Here is a 13,810-nt window from a genome sequence, read left to right on the forward strand (position 1 = left end):
ATGCCGCATACCTTGCCTGCACTGACTTACGCCTACGATGCACTGGAACCGCACATCGATGCGCAAACCATGGAAATCCACCACACCAAGCACCACCAGACCTACGTCAATGGCCTGAACACGGCCATTGAGGGCACCGAGTGGGCCGAATGGCCAGTCGAGAAGCTGGTCGGGGCGGTCAAGCAACTGCCCGAAAACCTGCGCGGTGCGGTTACCAATCACGGTGGTGGCCATGCCAACCACAGCCTGTTCTGGACAGTCATGTCACCCCAGGGCGGTGGCTTGCCACGCGGTCAGCTGGCCAAGGCCATCAATGCCGAGCTGGGTGGTTTCGAGGTGTTCAAGGACGCCTTCACCAAGGCCGCGCTGACTCGCTTCGGCAGCGGCTGGGCCTGGCTCAGTGTTACCCCGCAAAAACAACTGGTGGTGGAAAGCAGCGGCAACCAGGACAGCCCGCTGATGCACGGGAATACGCCGATTCTTGGCCTGGACGTCTGGGAGCATGCTTATTACCTGAAATACCAGAACCGTCGCCCGGAATACATTGGTGCCTTTTACAACGTGATTGACTGGGCGGAAGTGGATCGCCGCTATCACGAAGCCTTGAAGTGAGTCGGCCCGGTATGCGCTCCGAGGTGATGTCTGTCAGCAGTGTGCGCCTGTTCCGGTTGGCGTTGGGAACTTTGCTGTTACTGGCCGGCACCGCGTTGCTGCTGGCCCGTGGCATTGCCTGGCTGGACCTGGAGCCGCGCATGCTGCGTGCCCTGGAAGGTGGCGCACTGTGCGCGCTGGGTACGGCATTGGGCGCAGTACCGGTGCTGGTGATTCGCAACATGCCGGTGGCTTTGGCCGATACCTTGCTGGGCTTTGGAGCTGGGGTGATGCTGGCGGCCACGGCGTTCTCACTGATTATCCCCGGGCTGGAGGCTGCCCAGGCCATTGGTTTTAGCCCCTGGGGCGCCGGAGGCCTGATCAGCTTCGGCCTGATGCTCGGTGCTCTGTGCCTGTTCCTGGTCGATCTCAAGGTCTGCGGTGCTTCGCCGGAGGCGTTGGTTGGCACCGAGAATCAACCAGTGATCGCCGCGCGGATCTGGTTGTTCGTGATCGCCATCATTGCCCATAACATACCCGAGGGCATGGCCATCGGGGTGTCTGCCGGAGGCGGCATGGCCGATGCCGACAGCCTGGCGATGGGTATTGCCTTGCAGGATGTACCTGAGGGGTTGGTGATAGCACTGGTGCTGGCAGGGGCGGGGATGCCGCGCTTCCAGGCGTTTCTGATTGGCGCCGCCTCTGGCCTGGTCGAGCCGCTGGCTGCAGTAATCTGTGCCTGGCTGGTGAACATGGCAGCGTTGCTGTTGCCGGTGGGCCTGGCCTGTGCGGCAGGGGCGATGTTGCTGGTGGTGACCCAGGAGATCATTCCCGAGTCGCGCAGCAATGGGCATCACCGCTTGGCCAGCCTGGGGCTGTGCATCGGCTTCTGCCTGATGATGGTGATGGATACGGCAATGTCTTGATGTTCACCGGGATATTTTTTTGCGCCTGTGAGATCGAGCGCCGCCCGCGCGGCGCATCGCGGATAAATCCGCTCCTACATGTGTTGCAACGTAGCCATGCCTGACAGGCCATGGTTGTCAGCCGGTTTGCGAGGCTCAAGTCATGCGCAAGGGCTGGCAACTATGGCGCAACAGGTTCGGCACGTTGCAACAAATGTAGGAGCGGATTTATCCGCGATGCGCCGCGCGGGCGGCGCTCGATCTTACAGGCATTGAAAGTACCGCGGTAAGCACCAGGTGACTTACTCGCCTTCGTCGAAGTAGTTGTTGATCAGTGCTACCAGGGCTTCCAGGGCGTCGTTATCCTGCTCACCCTCGGTCAGCAGGTGCACCTGGGTGCCTTTGCCCGCAGCCAACATCATCACCGCCATGATGCTCTTGCCGTCCACCAGTTTGTCGGGCGCACGACCTACGCGGACCTGGCAAGGGTACTTGCCGGCCACGCCGACGAACTTGGCTGCCGCCCGGGCATGCAGGCCCAGCTTGTTGATGATGGTGATTTCGCGGGCGGGCATCGTGCGGTGGATCCTGTGGGCTAGAGGTCGCGATGGCGAACCTGGACGTTTTTCAGGGATTGCTGCAGCAGTTGGCCCAAGCGTTCGGTGATGTAGACCGAGCGGTGGTGCCCACCCGTGCAGCCAATGGCGATGGTGACATAGGCGCGGTTGCTGGCAGCAAAGCGCGGCAGCCATTTGAGCAAGTAGCTGGAAATGTCGTTAAACATTTCCTCGACGTCCGGCTGTGCAGCCAGGTAATCGATGACCGGTTGCTCCAGGCCGGAATGCTCCCGCAGCTCAGGCTTCCAATAGGGATTCGGCAGGCAGCGAACATCGAACACCAGGTCGGCGTCGACAGGCATGCCGCGCTTGAAGCCGAACGATTCGACCAGGAATGCGGTGCCTGGTTCGGGCTGGTTGAGCAGGCGCAACTTGATCGTATCGCGCAACTGATACAGGTTGAGGCGGGTGGTGTCGATCTTCAGGTCGGCAAGATCAGCAATCGGCCCCAGCAGTTCGCTTTCCACGCGTATGGCCTCGGCCAACGAGCGGTCGGCGTTGGTTAACGGGTGCCGTCGGCGCGTTTCCGAGAAGCGCTTGAGCAGCGTGTCCTCGTCGGCGTCGAGGTACAGCACGTCACACTTGATGTGGCGTGCGCGGGCTTCTTCGAGCAGTTCGGGGAAGCGTGACAGGTGGCTAGGCAGGTTGCGTGCATCGATGCTCACTGCCACCTTGGGTTGCAAGAGCTCGGTATTGATCAACGCGTTTTCCGCCAGCTGCGGCAGCAGCCCGGCTGGCAGGTTGTCGATGACGTAATAGCCGTTGTCTTCCAGTACATCGAGGGCGGTGCTCTTGCCGGAGCCGGACCGGCCGCTAACGATGATCAGGCGCATGTTCAGCTCCCGTTCTGTACGTCCAGGACGACTTGATACAAAGCTTCGCTGCTGCTGGCTGCACGCAGGCGATCACGGACTTCCTTGCGATCGAGCATGCTGGCGATCTGGCGGAGCAGTTCGAGGTGCGCATCGGTGGCGGCTTCTGGCACCAGCAGGACGAACAGCAAGTCCACTGGCGCGCCGTCGATGGCGTCGAAATCAATGGGGGCGGCGAGGTGGAGCAGGGCACTTACCGGGCTCTCGCAACCCTTGAGGCGGCAATGCGGGATTGCGATGCCATTGCCAAATCCAGTGGAGCCCAGTTTTTCGCGGGCGATCAGCTTCTCGAAGAGATCTTGCTCATCAAGCTCGGGGACTTCGCGGTGGACCGCAGTGGCGATCGTTTCCAGCGCGCGTTTTTTACTGCTGACGCCCGGCACGTTCACCAGGGAACGGCCGGGGGTCAGGATGGTTTCAAGTCGGATCATGGATGAGAGGGATCAGCGGGCGGCTGCACCTTGCAGCAAGCTTTGCTGTTTTTCCTTGTGTTTTTTCAGTTGGCGGTCGAGCTTGTCGGCCAAGGCGTCGATCGCTGCATACATGTCTTCGTGTTCCGCGTTGGCAACCACTTCGCCGCCTGGAATCTGCAGGGTCGCCTCGACCTTCTGCTGCAGTTTCTCGACTTTCATGATGACCTGCACGTTGGTGATCTTGTCGAAGTGACTTTCCACGCGAGCGAGCTTTTCGAGCACATAATCGCGCAGTGGCTGGGTGACTTCTACATGCTGTCCACTGATATTGACTTGCATACAGCTTCTCCTTTGTTGCCCGTGCATAAAGAGGCAGGTCTTGCACCTGCCCCACAAACGCTGTGGCACATCCAGGGGCTACATCAGTCGCTTGCGCTCGCTCGACGGTGCGATGCCGAGAGACTCGCGGTACTTGGCGACGGTGCGACGGGCTACCTGGATGCCTTGTGCCTCCAGTAAACCAGCGATCTTGCTGTCACTCAATGGCTTTTTCTGATTTTCCGCCGCAACCAGTTTCTTGATGATCGCGCGGATCGCTGTAGACGAGCATTCTCCGCCTTCGGCAGTGCTGACGTGGCTGGAGAAAAAGTATTTCAGTTCATAGATGCCACGTGGGGTGTGCATGTATTTCTGCGTGGTCACACGCGAAATGGTCGACTCATGCATGCCCACAGCTTCGGCGATGTCATGCAAAACCAATGGCTTCATCGCTTCGTCGCCGTGGTCGAGGAAGCCGCGCTGGTGCTCGACAATCTGCGTGGCGACCTTCATCAGCGTTTCGTTGCGGCTTTGCAGGCTCTTGATGAACCAGCGTGCCTCTTGCAGCTGATTGCGCATGAAGGTGTTGTCGGCGCTGGTATCGGCGCGGCGGACGAAGCCTGCGTACTGCGGGTTGACCCGCAGGCGCGGGATCGCTTCCTGGTTCAGCTCGACCAGCCAGCGGTCGCTGTCCTTGCGCACGATCACATCAGGTACAACGTATTCCGGCTCGCTCGACTCGATCTGCGAACCTGGCCGCGGGTTGAGGCTTTGCACCAGCTCGATCACCTGGCGCAACTCATCTTCCTTGAGCTTCATGCGGCGCATCAGCTGGCTGTAGTCGCGGCTGCCGAGCAGGTCGATGAAGTCGGTGACCAGGCGCTGGGCTTCGCTGATCCACGGGGTGCTGGCAGGCAGCTGGCGCAGTTGCAGCAGCAGGCACTCGCCCAGGGTGCGTGCGCCGACGCCGGCTGGCTCGAACTGTTGAATTCGGTGCAGCACTGCCTCGACCTCGTCGAGCTCGATGTCCAGCTCCGGGTCGAAGCCTGCACAGATTTCTTCGAGGGTGTCTTCCAGGTAGCCCTGGCCGTTGATGCTGTCGATCAGGGTGACGGCGATCAGGCGGTCGGTATCGGACATCGGTGCCAGGTTCAGCTGCCACAGCAGGTGGCTCTGCAGGCTTTCGCCGGCCGATGTGCGGGTGGTGAAGTCCCACTCGTCGTCATCGTTGCTCGGCAGGCTGCTGGCGCTGGTCTGGTAGATGTCTTCCCAGGCGGTGTCGACTGGCAGCTCGTTGGGGATTCGCTCGTTCCACTCACCGTCTTCCAGGGTTTCGGCACTGCTGGTGCTTTCCTGGAAGCTGTTGTCCTGGACTTCGGCGGCCGGCTTGTTCTCGGCGTTGTCCGCCATCGGGTCGCTATTGTCGAAGTCGTCGCCGTCTTCCTGACGTTCGAGCATCGGATTGGACTCCAGCGCTTCCTGGATTTCCTGCTGGAGGTCCAGGGTGGAGAGCTGAAGTAGGCGGATGGCCTGTTGCAACTGAGGAGTCATCGTCAGTTGCTGGCCCATTTTTAGGACGAGCGATGGTTTCATGGCTGGGGCTTAATACCTTGTTCGCCGGCGCGCATGCGCCATCCACTACACGAGGGCGCCGGAGCGCCAAATTCAAGCAAGTTTTATGCCTCAAATTGTAGCGTTTGCCTAGAGCGCTGTAACAACTTAAGCCCCGACAGGGCGTTATTGCCAGCGCTCCAGGCAGATCCCGGGGTCAGAGTCGGAACTCGTGGCCCAGGTAGACTTCCTTGACCAGGTCATTGGCCAGGATGGTCTCGGCGTCACCTTCGGCGATCAGCTGACCATCGTTCACGATGTAGGCGGTTTCGCAGATATCCAAGGTTTCACGGACGTTGTGGTCGGTGATCAGTACACCGATGCCCTTGGCCTTGAGGTGATGGATGATCTGCTTGATGTCGCCCACGGAGATCGGGTCGACACCGGCAAACGGTTCGTCCAGCAGGATGAACTTCGGTGCAGTGGCCAGGGCGCGGGCAATTTCGACCCGGCGGCGTTCACCACCGGAAAGGCTCATGCCGAGGTTGTCGCGGATGTGGCTGATGTGGAATTCCTGCAGCAGGCTTTCCAGTTCTTTGCGCCGGCCTTCGCGGTCGATGTCCTTGCGGGTCTCGAGAATGGCCATGATGTTGTCGGCCACCGACAGCTTGCGGAAGATCGAGGCTTCCTGCGGCAGGTAGCCGATACCGGCGCGGGCGCGCCCGTGCATGGGCTGGTGGCTGACATCGAGGTTATCGATCAGCACGCGCCCCTGGTCGGCCTGGACCAGGCCTACGATCATGTAGAAGCAGGTGGTCTTGCCGGCGCCATTGGGGCCGAGCAGGCCGACGATCTGCCCGCTGTCGATCGACAGGCTGACATCGCGCACGACTTGCCGCCCCTTGTAGCTCTTGGCCAGGTGCTGGGCTTTGAGGGTTGCCATTTACTCGGCCTTCTTCTTCGGCTGGATCACCATGTCGATGCGCTGACGTGGCTGAGTCACGTTGCCACCACGACCGGCGGTCGCAACCTGGGTCTTGGTGTTGTAGACGATCTTCTCGCCTTCGGTGGTGTTGCCTTCGTTCTCGACCTTGGCGCGATCGGTGAGAATCACCGTGTCTTTCTGGGCCTGGTACTGGATGGTCACGGCCCAGCCTTTCATCTTGTCAGGCTTGGCCGTGCTCTGCTGCTGCTCGAAGTAGGCCAGGTTGCCCACCGAAGTCACCACGTCGATGTCGCCGTTGGCGGCACGGGTCATGGTCACGGTGTTGCCTTTGATCATCATCGAGCCCTGGGTGATGATCACATCGCCGGTGTAGGTGGCCACGCCTTGCTTGTCGTCCAGGTGCGCGTTGTCGGCCTGGATGCGAATAGGCTGGTCACGGTCGGTCGGCAGGGCGAAGGCGCTCGCGCTTCCCAGTGCTGCGCTCAGGCTGAGCAAAAGGGGGAGGGTTTTAACGAGCCTCATACTGTCCTCTTACGTTAGAGAGCAAGTCAATCTTGCCTTCTTTCAAATACGCTTTCATTCCTTTGCCCGTAGTTGTGCCACCGGCGCCGTCGATTCTAACGGCTTGCTCGGTCTGCGCATATTGCTTCTGCGGGAATACGGTCATGCGTGAGCTGGTAACGACGAGTTCACGCTGCTTTTCGTCGGTGCGTTGCACGCGGACGTTGTCGATCAGTTCGACCTCGGTGCCATCCGGGTTGACTTCGGCGCGTTCGCTCTGCACATGCCAAGGGTACTCGGTGCCCCGGTACATGTGCAGGTCGGGCGTGGTCAGGAGGGTGACTTCGCTGGCCCTGAGATGCTCGACCTTGTCGGCAGTCATTTCGTACTGCAGCTTGCCGTCGGGCAGGAACTGCACGCTGTGCGCGTTGATCGCGTAATAGTCGATGGCGCTTTCATCAACTTGGGCCGCCGGCTTTTCGAGGAAGCTCTCGGGGCTGACATTCCAGTAGCCGACTGCTACCAGCAGGGCGGCGATCACCGCCAGCAGCGCAAAATTGCGGGCTTTCTTGCTGAACATGGGCAGCCTTAAAGGTAGTTGGCGTTGGCAGCGTCCAGGGTACCCTGGGCCTGCATGATCAGTTCGCAGAATTCGCGTGCAGCGCCTTCGCCGCCGCGAGCCTGGGTTACTCCGTGGGCGTGCTGGCGGACGAACGGTGCGGCGTTGGCGACGGCAATGCCCAGGCCTACCCGGCGAATCACCGGCAGGTCAGGCAGGTCGTCGCCCAGGTAGGCGACTTGTTCATAGCTTAGGCCCAGTTCGGCGAGCAGGCCGTCGAGCACTGTCAATTTGTCCTCGCGGCCCTGATAAAGATGAGGAATGCCGAGGTTTTTCGCCCGGCGCTCTACCACTGGAGTCTTGCGCCCACTGATGATTGCCGTGGTCACGCCCGAGGTCATGAGCATTTTGATGCCCTGGCCATCGAGGGTGTTGAAGGTCTTGAATTCGCTGCCATCTTCGAGGAAGTACAGGCGGCCATCGGTGAGTACGCCGTCTACGTCGAAAACGGCGAGCTTGATCGCCTTGCCGCGTTGCATGAGATCTAGAGTCATCTGTTCGTTCTCCTTTACATCACGCCAGCGCGCAGCAGGTCGTGCATGTTCAGGGCGCCGGTCGGCCGGTCGTCCTTGTCCACAACCACCAGGGCGCTGATCTTGTGGTCTTCCATGATTTTCAGCGCTTCGGCGGCGAGCATCTCGGCGCGAGCGGTCCTGCCGTGTACGGTCATCACCTGGTCGATCAGGGTGGTGTGAACATCGATGTTGCGGTCCAGGCTACGGCGCAGGTCGCCATCGGTGAAGATACCGGCGAGGGTGCCGTCCTGCTCCAGGACCACGGTCATGCCCAGGCCCTTGCGCGACATTTCGAGCAGGGCATCCTTGAGCAGTGTACCGCGCTGAACCTGTGGTAGCTCGTCGCCGGCATGCATGACGTTCTCGACCTTGAGCAGCAGGCGGCGGCCCAGTGCACCGCCGGGGTGCGAGAAGGCGAAGTCTTCTGCGGTGAAACCGCGCGCCTCGAGCAGTGCGATGGCGAGCGCGTCGCCCAGCACCAGCGCGGCAGTGGTGGAGGAGGTCGGCGCCAGATTCAGCGGGCAGGCTTCCTGGGCAACGCGTGCGTCGAGGTTGACCTCGGCGGCCTGGGCCAGTGGCGAGTCCGGGTTGCCGGTCAGGCTGATCAGCTGGATACCAAGGCGCTTGATCAATGGCAGCAAAGTAACGATTTCGGCTGTGCTGCCGGAGTTTGACAGCGCCAGGATCACATCATCCCGGGTGATCATGCCCATGTCGCCGTGGCTGGCTTCGGCCGGGTGCACGAAAAATGCCGGGGTGCCGGTGCTGGCCAGGGTGGCGGCGATCTTGTTGCCGATATGCCCAGACTTGCCCATGCCGACCACCACCACCCGCCCTGTGCTGGCGAGGATCAGCTCGCAGGCCTTGACGAAATTCGCGTCGATGCTGGCTGTCAGGCCCTGTACGGCCTCCAGCTCAAGGCGCAAGGTGCGTTGGGCGGATTGGATAAGCTCGCTGGATTGGCTCATGTCGAAAAGCAATGCCTGATTAAAAGGCGGCGATTATAGCTGCAATGGAGGAAAGCCTCATCCATTGGTTTGCCTGAACAATTGTCATGAAACCCTGTCGTTGCCCTGAACGACCTGTTCCACACCCTTGGGGGCGCACGGTCAGCGGTGCTATAGTTCGCCGCTATTCGGCCTGCCAAGGGTGCGTGTGCCTTCACGATGAAGGCCGGCGTCCATTAGTGCGAGGCTGCACTAGCAAGGAGTCTAGATGAGTGTGGATAGCGCCTACGCGGTCGAGTTGAAGGGAGTCACCTTCAAGCGCGGTTCGCGCAGCATTTTCAGCAATGTCGACATCCGTATCCCGCGCGGCAAGGTAACCGGGATCATGGGGCCGTCGGGTTGCGGCAAGACCACGCTGCTACGCCTTATGGGCGCGCAGCTACGGCCGTCGAGCGGTGAAGTGTGGGTGGCGGGGCAAAACCTGCCGAGCCTGTCGCGCAGCGACCTGTTCGACGCACGCAAGCACATGGGCGTGTTGTTCCAGAGCGGTGCGCTGTTTACCGATCTCGACGTGTTCGAGAACGTGGCATTTCCTTTGCGCGTGCATACCCAGCTTTCAGACGAAATGATCCGGGACATCGTCTTGATGAAACTGCAGGCCGTTGGCCTGCGCGGTGCCATCGACCTGATGCCTGACGAGCTGTCCGGCGGCATGAAGCGTCGGGTGGCGCTGGCTCGGGCGATTGCCCTGGATCCGCAGATCCTCATGTACGATGAACCGTTCGTCGGCCAGGACCCAATTGCCATGGGCGTGCTCGTGCGGCTGATCCGCCTGCTCAACGATGCCCTGGGTATCACCAGTATCGTGGTTTCCCACGACCTGGCCGAAACCGCCAGTATCGCCGACTACCTCTATGTGGTCGGTGACGGCCAGGTGTTGGGCCAGGGTACGCCAGACGAGCTGATGGGGTCGGACAACCCGCGCATTCGCCAGTTCATGAAAGGCGACCCGGACGGCCCGGTGCCATTCCACTTTCCCGCGCCTGACTACCGCGCCGATCTGCTGGGGGCGCGGTGATGCGCAGAAAATCCTTACTCGAACGTATCCGCCTGCTGGGGCGCTCGGCGATCGACGTGGTGGCGGTGCTCGGGCGTTCGTGCCTGTTCCTGTTCCATGCACTGATCGGTCGCGGCGGCATTGGCGGCGGTTTCCAGTTGCTGACCAAGCAATTGTACTCGGTGGGCGTGCTGTCGCTGGCGATCATCGTCGTTTCCGGCGTTTTCATCGGCATGGTGCTGGCCCTGCAGGGCTACAGCATCCTGACCAAGTACGGCTCCGAGCAGGCGGTCGGGCAAATGGTCGCCCTGACCCTGCTGCGTGAGCTCGGTCCGGTGGTCACCGCGCTGTTGTTCGCCGGCCGCGCCGGTTCTGCGCTTACCGCCGAAATCGGCAACATGAAGTCCACCGAGCAGTTGTCGAGCCTGGAAATGATCGGCGTCGACCCGCTCAAGTACATCGTCGCGCCACGCCTGTGGGCCGGTTTCATCTCGCTGCCGCTGCTGGCGCTGATCTTCAGCGTGGTCGGTATCTGGGGGGGTTCGTGGGTCGCAGTTGACTGGCTGGGCGTTTACGAAGGTTCGTTCTGGGGCAACATGCAGAACAGCGTTTCCTTTACCGACGACGTGCTCAACGGGCTGATCAAGAGCCTGGTATTTGCCTTCGTCACGACCTGGATTGCCGTATTCCAAGGGTACGACTGCGAACCCACCTCAGAGGGGATCAGCCGCGCCACCACCAAGACCGTGGTCTATGCCTCGTTGGCAGTACTGGGTCTGGACTTTATTCTGACCGCCTTGATGTTTGGAGATTTCTGATGCAAAACCGCACCCTGGAAATCGGTGTCGGCCTGTTCCTCCTGGCCGGGATCCTGGCACTGCTGCTGCTGGCCCTGCGTGTCAGCGGGCTGTCGGCCAGCCCGAGCAGCGATACCTATAAAGTTTATGCGTACTTCGACAATATCGCCGGTTTGACGGTCAGAGCTAAAGTGACCATGGCCGGTGTAACGATCGGCAAGGTCACCGCCATCGATCTGGACCGTGATTCCTACACCGGCCGGGTGACGCTGCAATTGGACAAGGCGGTCAACAACCTGCCGACCGACTCCACTGCTTCGATCCTGACCGCCGGCTTGCTTGGCGAGAAGTACATCGGTATCAGCGTGGGCGGCGAAGAAGATGTGCTCAAGGATGGTGCCACCATCCATGACACGCAGTCGGCGCTGGTGCTGGAAGATCTGATTGGCAAGTTCCTGCTCAACTCCGTTGGCAAGGAACCAAAAGAAGCGCAACCGGCTAATTAAGGAGTTTCCATGATTTCGATCCTGCGACGTGGCCTGCTGGTGTTGCTGGCGGCCTTCCCTCTGATGGCCTTGGCCGCGCAGTCGCCGCACGACGTGGTGCAGAGCACCACCACCGAACTGCTTGGCGATCTCAAGGCCAACAAGGAGCAGTACAAGGCCAACCCCAACGCCTTCTACGATGCGCTCAACCGCATCCTTGGCCCGGTGGTGGACGCCGACGGTATTTCCAAGAGCATCATGACCGTCAAGTACTCGCGCAAGGCGACCCCTGCGCAGATGCAGCGCTTCCAGGAAAACTTCAAGCGCAGCCTGATGCAGTTCTATGGCAATGCGCTGCTCGAGTACAACAACCAGGGCATCACCGTCGACCCGGCCAAGGCTGATGACGGCAAGCGCGCCAGTGTCGGCATGAAGGTCACCGGCAACAACGGTGCCGTGTACCCGGTGCAGTACACCCTGGAAAACCTGGGTGGCGAGTGGAAGGTGCGTAACGTCATCGTCAACGGCATCAACGTTGGCAAGCTGTTCCGCGACCAGTTCGCCGACGCCATGCAGCGCAACGGCAATGACCTGGACAAGACCATTGACGGCTGGGCCGGCGAAGTGGCCAAGGCCAAGGAAGCTGCCGACAACTCGCCAGAGAAGACCGTCAAATGAGCGAAGCCGCTGTAACCATGGCCGAGCCGGGCGTGCTGTGCCTGGCCGGCGAACTGGATTACCGCAGCGGGCCGGCCCTGCGCACGCAGGGCAAGGCGCTGATCGGCGCCTGCCGTGAGGCGCGCCTGGTGCTGGACTGTTCGGCTGTGGGGCGCTCCACCAGTGTCGGCCTGTCGCTGCTGCTGGCGTTCATCCGTGATGCCCAGGCAGCCGGCAAGGCTTTCGAGGTGCGCGGCATGCCCGACGACATGCGGGAGATTGCCGGGGTTTATGACCTCGACGAGGTGCTGGCAAGCTGATGGCTTGGCAGTGACGAGAGGCCCCTCGGTCGCGAGCCCCTTCGTTGGGCTTCGCAGGCGAGGGGCTTTTTTGTATGATGGCCGACCCGTGCGCATCGGGCGCCGATTGAGGTTGAGCATGCAGGCCGTAGAAGTTAAGAGCTTCCTTGAAGAGAAATTGCCGGGATCCCGGGTCGAAGTTGAAGGCGAAGGCTGCAACTTCCAGTTGAACGTGATCAGCGACGAGTTGGCTGGCCTGAGCCCGGTCAAACGTCAGCAGGCGATCTATGCTCACCTGAATCCGTGGATTGCCAATGGCAGCATCCATGCGGTAACCATGAAATTTTTCAGCAGCGCAGCCTGGGCTGAGCGCACCTGAGCCAACTTGGCGGCGAGACACCAATGGACAAACTGATTATTACTGGCGGCGCTCGTCTTGACGGCGAGATCCGTATTTCCGGCGCGAAGAACGCGGCTCTGCCGATCCTGGCGGCGACCTTGCTGGCCGATGGCCCGGTCACCGTGGGCAACCTGCCGCACCTGCACGACATCACCACCATGATCGAGCTGTTCGGGCGCATGGGCATCGAGCCTGTGATCGACGAAAAGCTGGCGGTGGAAATCGATCCGCGCACCATCAAGACCCTGGTAGCCCCTTACGAGCTGGTCAAGACCATGCGCGCCTCGATCCTGGTGCTCGGCCCTATGGTCGCGCGCTTCGGTGAAGCCGAAGTGGCACTGCCAGGTGGCTGCGCAATCGGTTCGCGCCCGGTCGACCTGCACATCCGTGGCCTCGAGGCCATGGGCGCGCATATCGAGGTCGAAGGCGGCTACATCAAGGCCAAGGCGCCTGAGGGCGGCCTGCGCGGCGCGCACTTCTTCTTCGACACCGTCAGCGTGACCGGTACCGAGAACATCATGATGGCCGCTGCCCTGGCCAAAGGCCGCAGCGTGCTGCAGAACGCTGCGCGCGAGCCTGAAGTGGTCGACCTGGCCAACTTCATCAACGCCATGGGCGGCAAGGTCCAGGGCGCCGGTACCGATACCATCACCATCGATGGCGTCGAGCGCCTGCACTCGGCCAGCTACCGTGTAATGCCTGACCGTATCGAGACGGGTACCTACCTGGTCGCCGCTGCCGTGACCGGCGGTCGCGTCAAGGTCAAGGACACCGATCCGACCATCCTCGAGGCGGTTCTGGAAAAACTGAAGGAAGCGGGCGCCGACCTCACTACCGGTGAGGACTGGATCGAACTGGACATGCACGGCAAGCGGCCGAAAGCCGTCAACCTGCGCACCGCCCCGTATCCGGCGTTCCCGACCGACATGCAGGCGCAGTTCATCTCGCTGAACGCCATCGCCGAAGGCACTGGCGCAGTCATCGAGACGATCTTCGAAAACCGCTTCATGCATGTGTACGAAATGCACCGCATGGGCGCGCAGATCCAGGTCGAAGGCAACACCGCGATCGTCACTGGCGTACCGGCCCTCAAAGGGGCTCCGGTCATGGCCACCGACCTGCGTGCATCCGCCAGCCTGGTGCTGTCGGCGCTGGTCGCCGAAGGCGACACCCTGATCGACCGCATCTACCACATCGACCGTGGTTACGAGTGCATCGAGGAAAAACTGCAGATGCTCGGCGCGAAAATCCGCCGCGTACCGGGCTAGTCGCCCGCTGGCACAGGGACGTGCCATTCGAATTGAATGCGGTCGGGCGATA

Annotated in this window: 19 protein-coding genes; 9 read left to right on the forward strand and 10 right to left on the reverse strand. The window is 61.2% G+C overall.

Annotated features, from left to right (window positions below; all coding sequences use genetic code 11):
- Together H040_RS02765 and H040_RS02770 are read left to right on the forward strand one after the other, a co-directional pair.
- On the forward strand, positions 1-612 hold the full coding sequence (locus H040_RS02765; protein WP_027920220.1) for a superoxide dismutase: 612 nt from the start codon (positions 1-3) through the stop codon (positions 610-612).
- 11 nt (positions 613-623) lie between these two features.
- The gene (locus H040_RS02770) at positions 624-1,517 is read left to right on the forward strand and encodes a ZIP family metal transporter (protein ID WP_027920219.1); all 894 of its coding nucleotides are present in this window, start codon (positions 624-626) and stop codon (positions 1,515-1,517) included.
- Between the two features lie 281 nt (positions 1,518-1,798).
- Here the strand turns inward: H040_RS02770 and H040_RS02775 are convergent, their stop codons facing one another.
- From H040_RS02775 to H040_RS02820, 10 genes are all read right to left on the reverse strand, one after another.
- On the reverse strand, positions 1,799-2,071 hold the full coding sequence (locus H040_RS02775) for an HPr family phosphocarrier protein (RefSeq protein WP_027920218.1): 273 nt from the start codon (positions 2,069-2,071) through the stop codon (positions 1,799-1,801).
- 20 nt (positions 2,072-2,091) lie between these two features.
- Entirely contained in the window at positions 2,092-2,946 is an 855-nt protein-coding gene (gene rapZ / locus H040_RS02780) for an RNase adapter RapZ (protein WP_027920217.1), read from the reverse strand.
- A gap of 2 nt (positions 2,947-2,948) precedes the next feature.
- Entirely contained in the window at positions 2,949-3,416 is a 468-nt protein-coding gene (gene ptsN / locus H040_RS02785) for a PTS IIA-like nitrogen regulatory protein PtsN (protein ID WP_027920216.1), read from the reverse strand.
- A gap of 12 nt (positions 3,417-3,428) precedes the next feature.
- Complete coding sequence (hpf, locus tag H040_RS02790; RefSeq protein WP_003255135.1) at positions 3,429-3,737, reverse strand: ribosome hibernation-promoting factor, HPF/YfiA family; 309 nt, start codon at positions 3,735-3,737, stop codon at positions 3,429-3,431.
- Positions 3,738-3,815: 78 nt separating this feature from the next.
- Complete coding sequence (locus H040_RS02795; protein ID WP_027920215.1) at positions 3,816-5,309, reverse strand: RNA polymerase factor sigma-54; 1,494 nt, start codon at positions 5,307-5,309, stop codon at positions 3,816-3,818.
- A gap of 175 nt (positions 5,310-5,484) precedes the next feature.
- Complete coding sequence (lptB, locus tag H040_RS02800) at positions 5,485-6,210, reverse strand: LPS export ABC transporter ATP-binding protein (protein ID WP_027920214.1); 726 nt, start codon at positions 6,208-6,210, stop codon at positions 5,485-5,487.
- On the reverse strand, positions 6,211-6,735 hold the full coding sequence (gene lptA, locus H040_RS02805) for a lipopolysaccharide transport periplasmic protein LptA (protein WP_027595608.1): 525 nt from the start codon (positions 6,733-6,735) through the stop codon (positions 6,211-6,213).
- Positions 6,722-7,294: an LPS export ABC transporter periplasmic protein LptC gene (gene lptC, locus H040_RS02810; RefSeq protein ID WP_027920213.1), complete on the reverse strand. Its 573-nt coding sequence runs from the start codon at positions 7,292-7,294 to the stop codon at positions 6,722-6,724. Before lptC ends, lptA begins: the two co-directional genes overlap by 14 nt.
- A gap of 8 nt (positions 7,295-7,302) precedes the next feature.
- Entirely contained in the window at positions 7,303-7,827 is a 525-nt protein-coding gene (locus tag H040_RS02815; protein ID WP_027920212.1) for a KdsC family phosphatase, read from the reverse strand.
- 14 nt (positions 7,828-7,841) lie between these two features.
- Positions 7,842-8,816, reverse strand: coding sequence for a KpsF/GutQ family sugar-phosphate isomerase (locus H040_RS02820; RefSeq protein WP_027920211.1), 975 nt, complete (start codon positions 8,814-8,816; stop codon positions 7,842-7,844).
- 247 nt (positions 8,817-9,063) lie between these two features.
- Here H040_RS02820 and H040_RS02825 point away from each other — a divergent pair, with 247 nt between their 5' ends.
- From H040_RS02825 to murA, 7 genes are all read left to right on the forward strand, one after another.
- A complete protein-coding gene (locus H040_RS02825) occupies positions 9,064-9,873 on the forward strand; it encodes an ATP-binding cassette domain-containing protein (protein WP_027920210.1) in 810 nt (269 codons plus the stop codon).
- A complete protein-coding gene (gene mlaE, locus H040_RS02830; RefSeq protein WP_027920209.1) occupies positions 9,873-10,670 on the forward strand; it encodes a lipid asymmetry maintenance ABC transporter permease subunit MlaE in 798 nt (265 codons plus the stop codon). The genes H040_RS02825 and mlaE overlap by 1 nt, the downstream gene beginning before the upstream one ends.
- On the forward strand, positions 10,670-11,155 hold the full coding sequence (mlaD, locus tag H040_RS02835; protein WP_027920208.1) for an outer membrane lipid asymmetry maintenance protein MlaD: 486 nt from the start codon (positions 10,670-10,672) through the stop codon (positions 11,153-11,155). The genes mlaE and mlaD overlap by 1 nt, the downstream gene beginning before the upstream one ends.
- A 9-nt stretch (positions 11,156-11,164) precedes the next feature.
- Positions 11,165-11,812 carry an MlaC/ttg2D family ABC transporter substrate-binding protein gene (locus tag H040_RS02840; protein WP_027920207.1) on the forward strand — a complete coding sequence of 216 codons (648 nt, stop codon included), beginning with the start codon at positions 11,165-11,167 and terminating at the stop codon, positions 11,810-11,812.
- Positions 11,809-12,111 carry an STAS domain-containing protein gene (locus H040_RS02845; RefSeq protein ID WP_027920206.1) on the forward strand — a complete coding sequence of 101 codons (303 nt, stop codon included), beginning with the start codon at positions 11,809-11,811 and terminating at the stop codon, positions 12,109-12,111. The genes H040_RS02840 and H040_RS02845 overlap by 4 nt, the downstream gene beginning before the upstream one ends.
- 118 nt (positions 12,112-12,229) lie before the next feature.
- Entirely contained in the window at positions 12,230-12,469 is a 240-nt protein-coding gene (locus tag H040_RS02850; RefSeq protein ID WP_003255121.1) for a BolA family protein, read from the forward strand.
- 23 nt (positions 12,470-12,492) lie between these two features.
- Positions 12,493-13,758 (forward strand): UDP-N-acetylglucosamine 1-carboxyvinyltransferase, encoded by a 1,266-nt coding sequence (gene murA, locus H040_RS02855; protein WP_027920205.1) that lies wholly within the window; start codon positions 12,493-12,495, stop codon positions 13,756-13,758.
- The last annotated feature ends 52 nt before the right edge of the window (positions 13,759-13,810 follow it).

It is taken from the genome of Pseudomonas sp. URMO17WK12:I7 (assembly GCF_003269045.1).
GTDB classification, from domain to species: Bacteria; Pseudomonadota; Gammaproteobacteria; order Pseudomonadales; family Pseudomonadaceae; genus Aquipseudomonas; species Aquipseudomonas putida_J.

Excerpts from the sequence above, each read along its gene's own strand:
- H040_RS02765 (WP_027920220.1), top strand. The coding sequence starts at position 1 with ATGCCGCATACCTTGCCTGCACTGACTTACGCCTACGATGCACTGGAA.
- H040_RS02770 (WP_027920219.1), top strand. The coding sequence starts at position 624 with ATGCGCTCCGAGGTGATGTCTGTCAGCAGTGTGCGCCTGTTCCGGTTG.
- H040_RS02775 (WP_027920218.1), bottom strand. The coding sequence starts at position 2,071 with ATGCCCGCCCGCGAAATCACCATCATCAACAAGCTGGGCCTGCATGCC.
- rapZ (WP_027920217.1), bottom strand. The coding sequence starts at position 2,946 with ATGCGCCTGATCATCGTTAGCGGCCGGTCCGGCTCCGGCAAGAGCACC.
- ptsN (WP_027920216.1), bottom strand. The coding sequence starts at position 3,416 with ATGATCCGACTTGAAACCATCCTGACCCCCGGCCGTTCCCTGGTGAAC.
- hpf (WP_003255135.1), bottom strand. The coding sequence starts at position 3,737 with ATGCAAGTCAATATCAGTGGACAGCATGTAGAAGTCACCCAGCCACTG.
- H040_RS02795 (WP_027920215.1), bottom strand. The coding sequence starts at position 5,309 with ATGAAACCATCGCTCGTCCTAAAAATGGGCCAGCAACTGACGATGACT.
- lptB (WP_027920214.1), bottom strand. The coding sequence starts at position 6,210 with ATGGCAACCCTCAAAGCCCAGCACCTGGCCAAGAGCTACAAGGGGCGG.
- lptA (WP_027595608.1), bottom strand. The coding sequence starts at position 6,735 with ATGAGGCTCGTTAAAACCCTCCCCCTTTTGCTCAGCCTGAGCGCAGCA.
- lptC (WP_027920213.1), bottom strand. The coding sequence starts at position 7,294 with ATGTTCAGCAAGAAAGCCCGCAATTTTGCGCTGCTGGCGGTGATCGCC.
- H040_RS02815 (WP_027920212.1), bottom strand. The coding sequence starts at position 7,827 with ATGACTCTAGATCTCATGCAACGCGGCAAGGCGATCAAGCTCGCCGTT.
- H040_RS02820 (WP_027920211.1), bottom strand. The coding sequence starts at position 8,816 with ATGAGCCAATCCAGCGAGCTTATCCAATCCGCCCAACGCACCTTGCGC.
- H040_RS02825 (WP_027920210.1), top strand. The coding sequence starts at position 9,064 with ATGAGTGTGGATAGCGCCTACGCGGTCGAGTTGAAGGGAGTCACCTTC.
- mlaE (WP_027920209.1), top strand. The coding sequence starts at position 9,873 with ATGCGCAGAAAATCCTTACTCGAACGTATCCGCCTGCTGGGGCGCTCG.
- mlaD (WP_027920208.1), top strand. The coding sequence starts at position 10,670 with ATGCAAAACCGCACCCTGGAAATCGGTGTCGGCCTGTTCCTCCTGGCC.
- H040_RS02840 (WP_027920207.1), top strand. The coding sequence starts at position 11,165 with ATGATTTCGATCCTGCGACGTGGCCTGCTGGTGTTGCTGGCGGCCTTC.
- H040_RS02845 (WP_027920206.1), top strand. The coding sequence starts at position 11,809 with ATGAGCGAAGCCGCTGTAACCATGGCCGAGCCGGGCGTGCTGTGCCTG.
- H040_RS02850 (WP_003255121.1), top strand. The coding sequence starts at position 12,230 with ATGCAGGCCGTAGAAGTTAAGAGCTTCCTTGAAGAGAAATTGCCGGGA.
- murA (WP_027920205.1), top strand. The coding sequence starts at position 12,493 with ATGGACAAACTGATTATTACTGGCGGCGCTCGTCTTGACGGCGAGATC.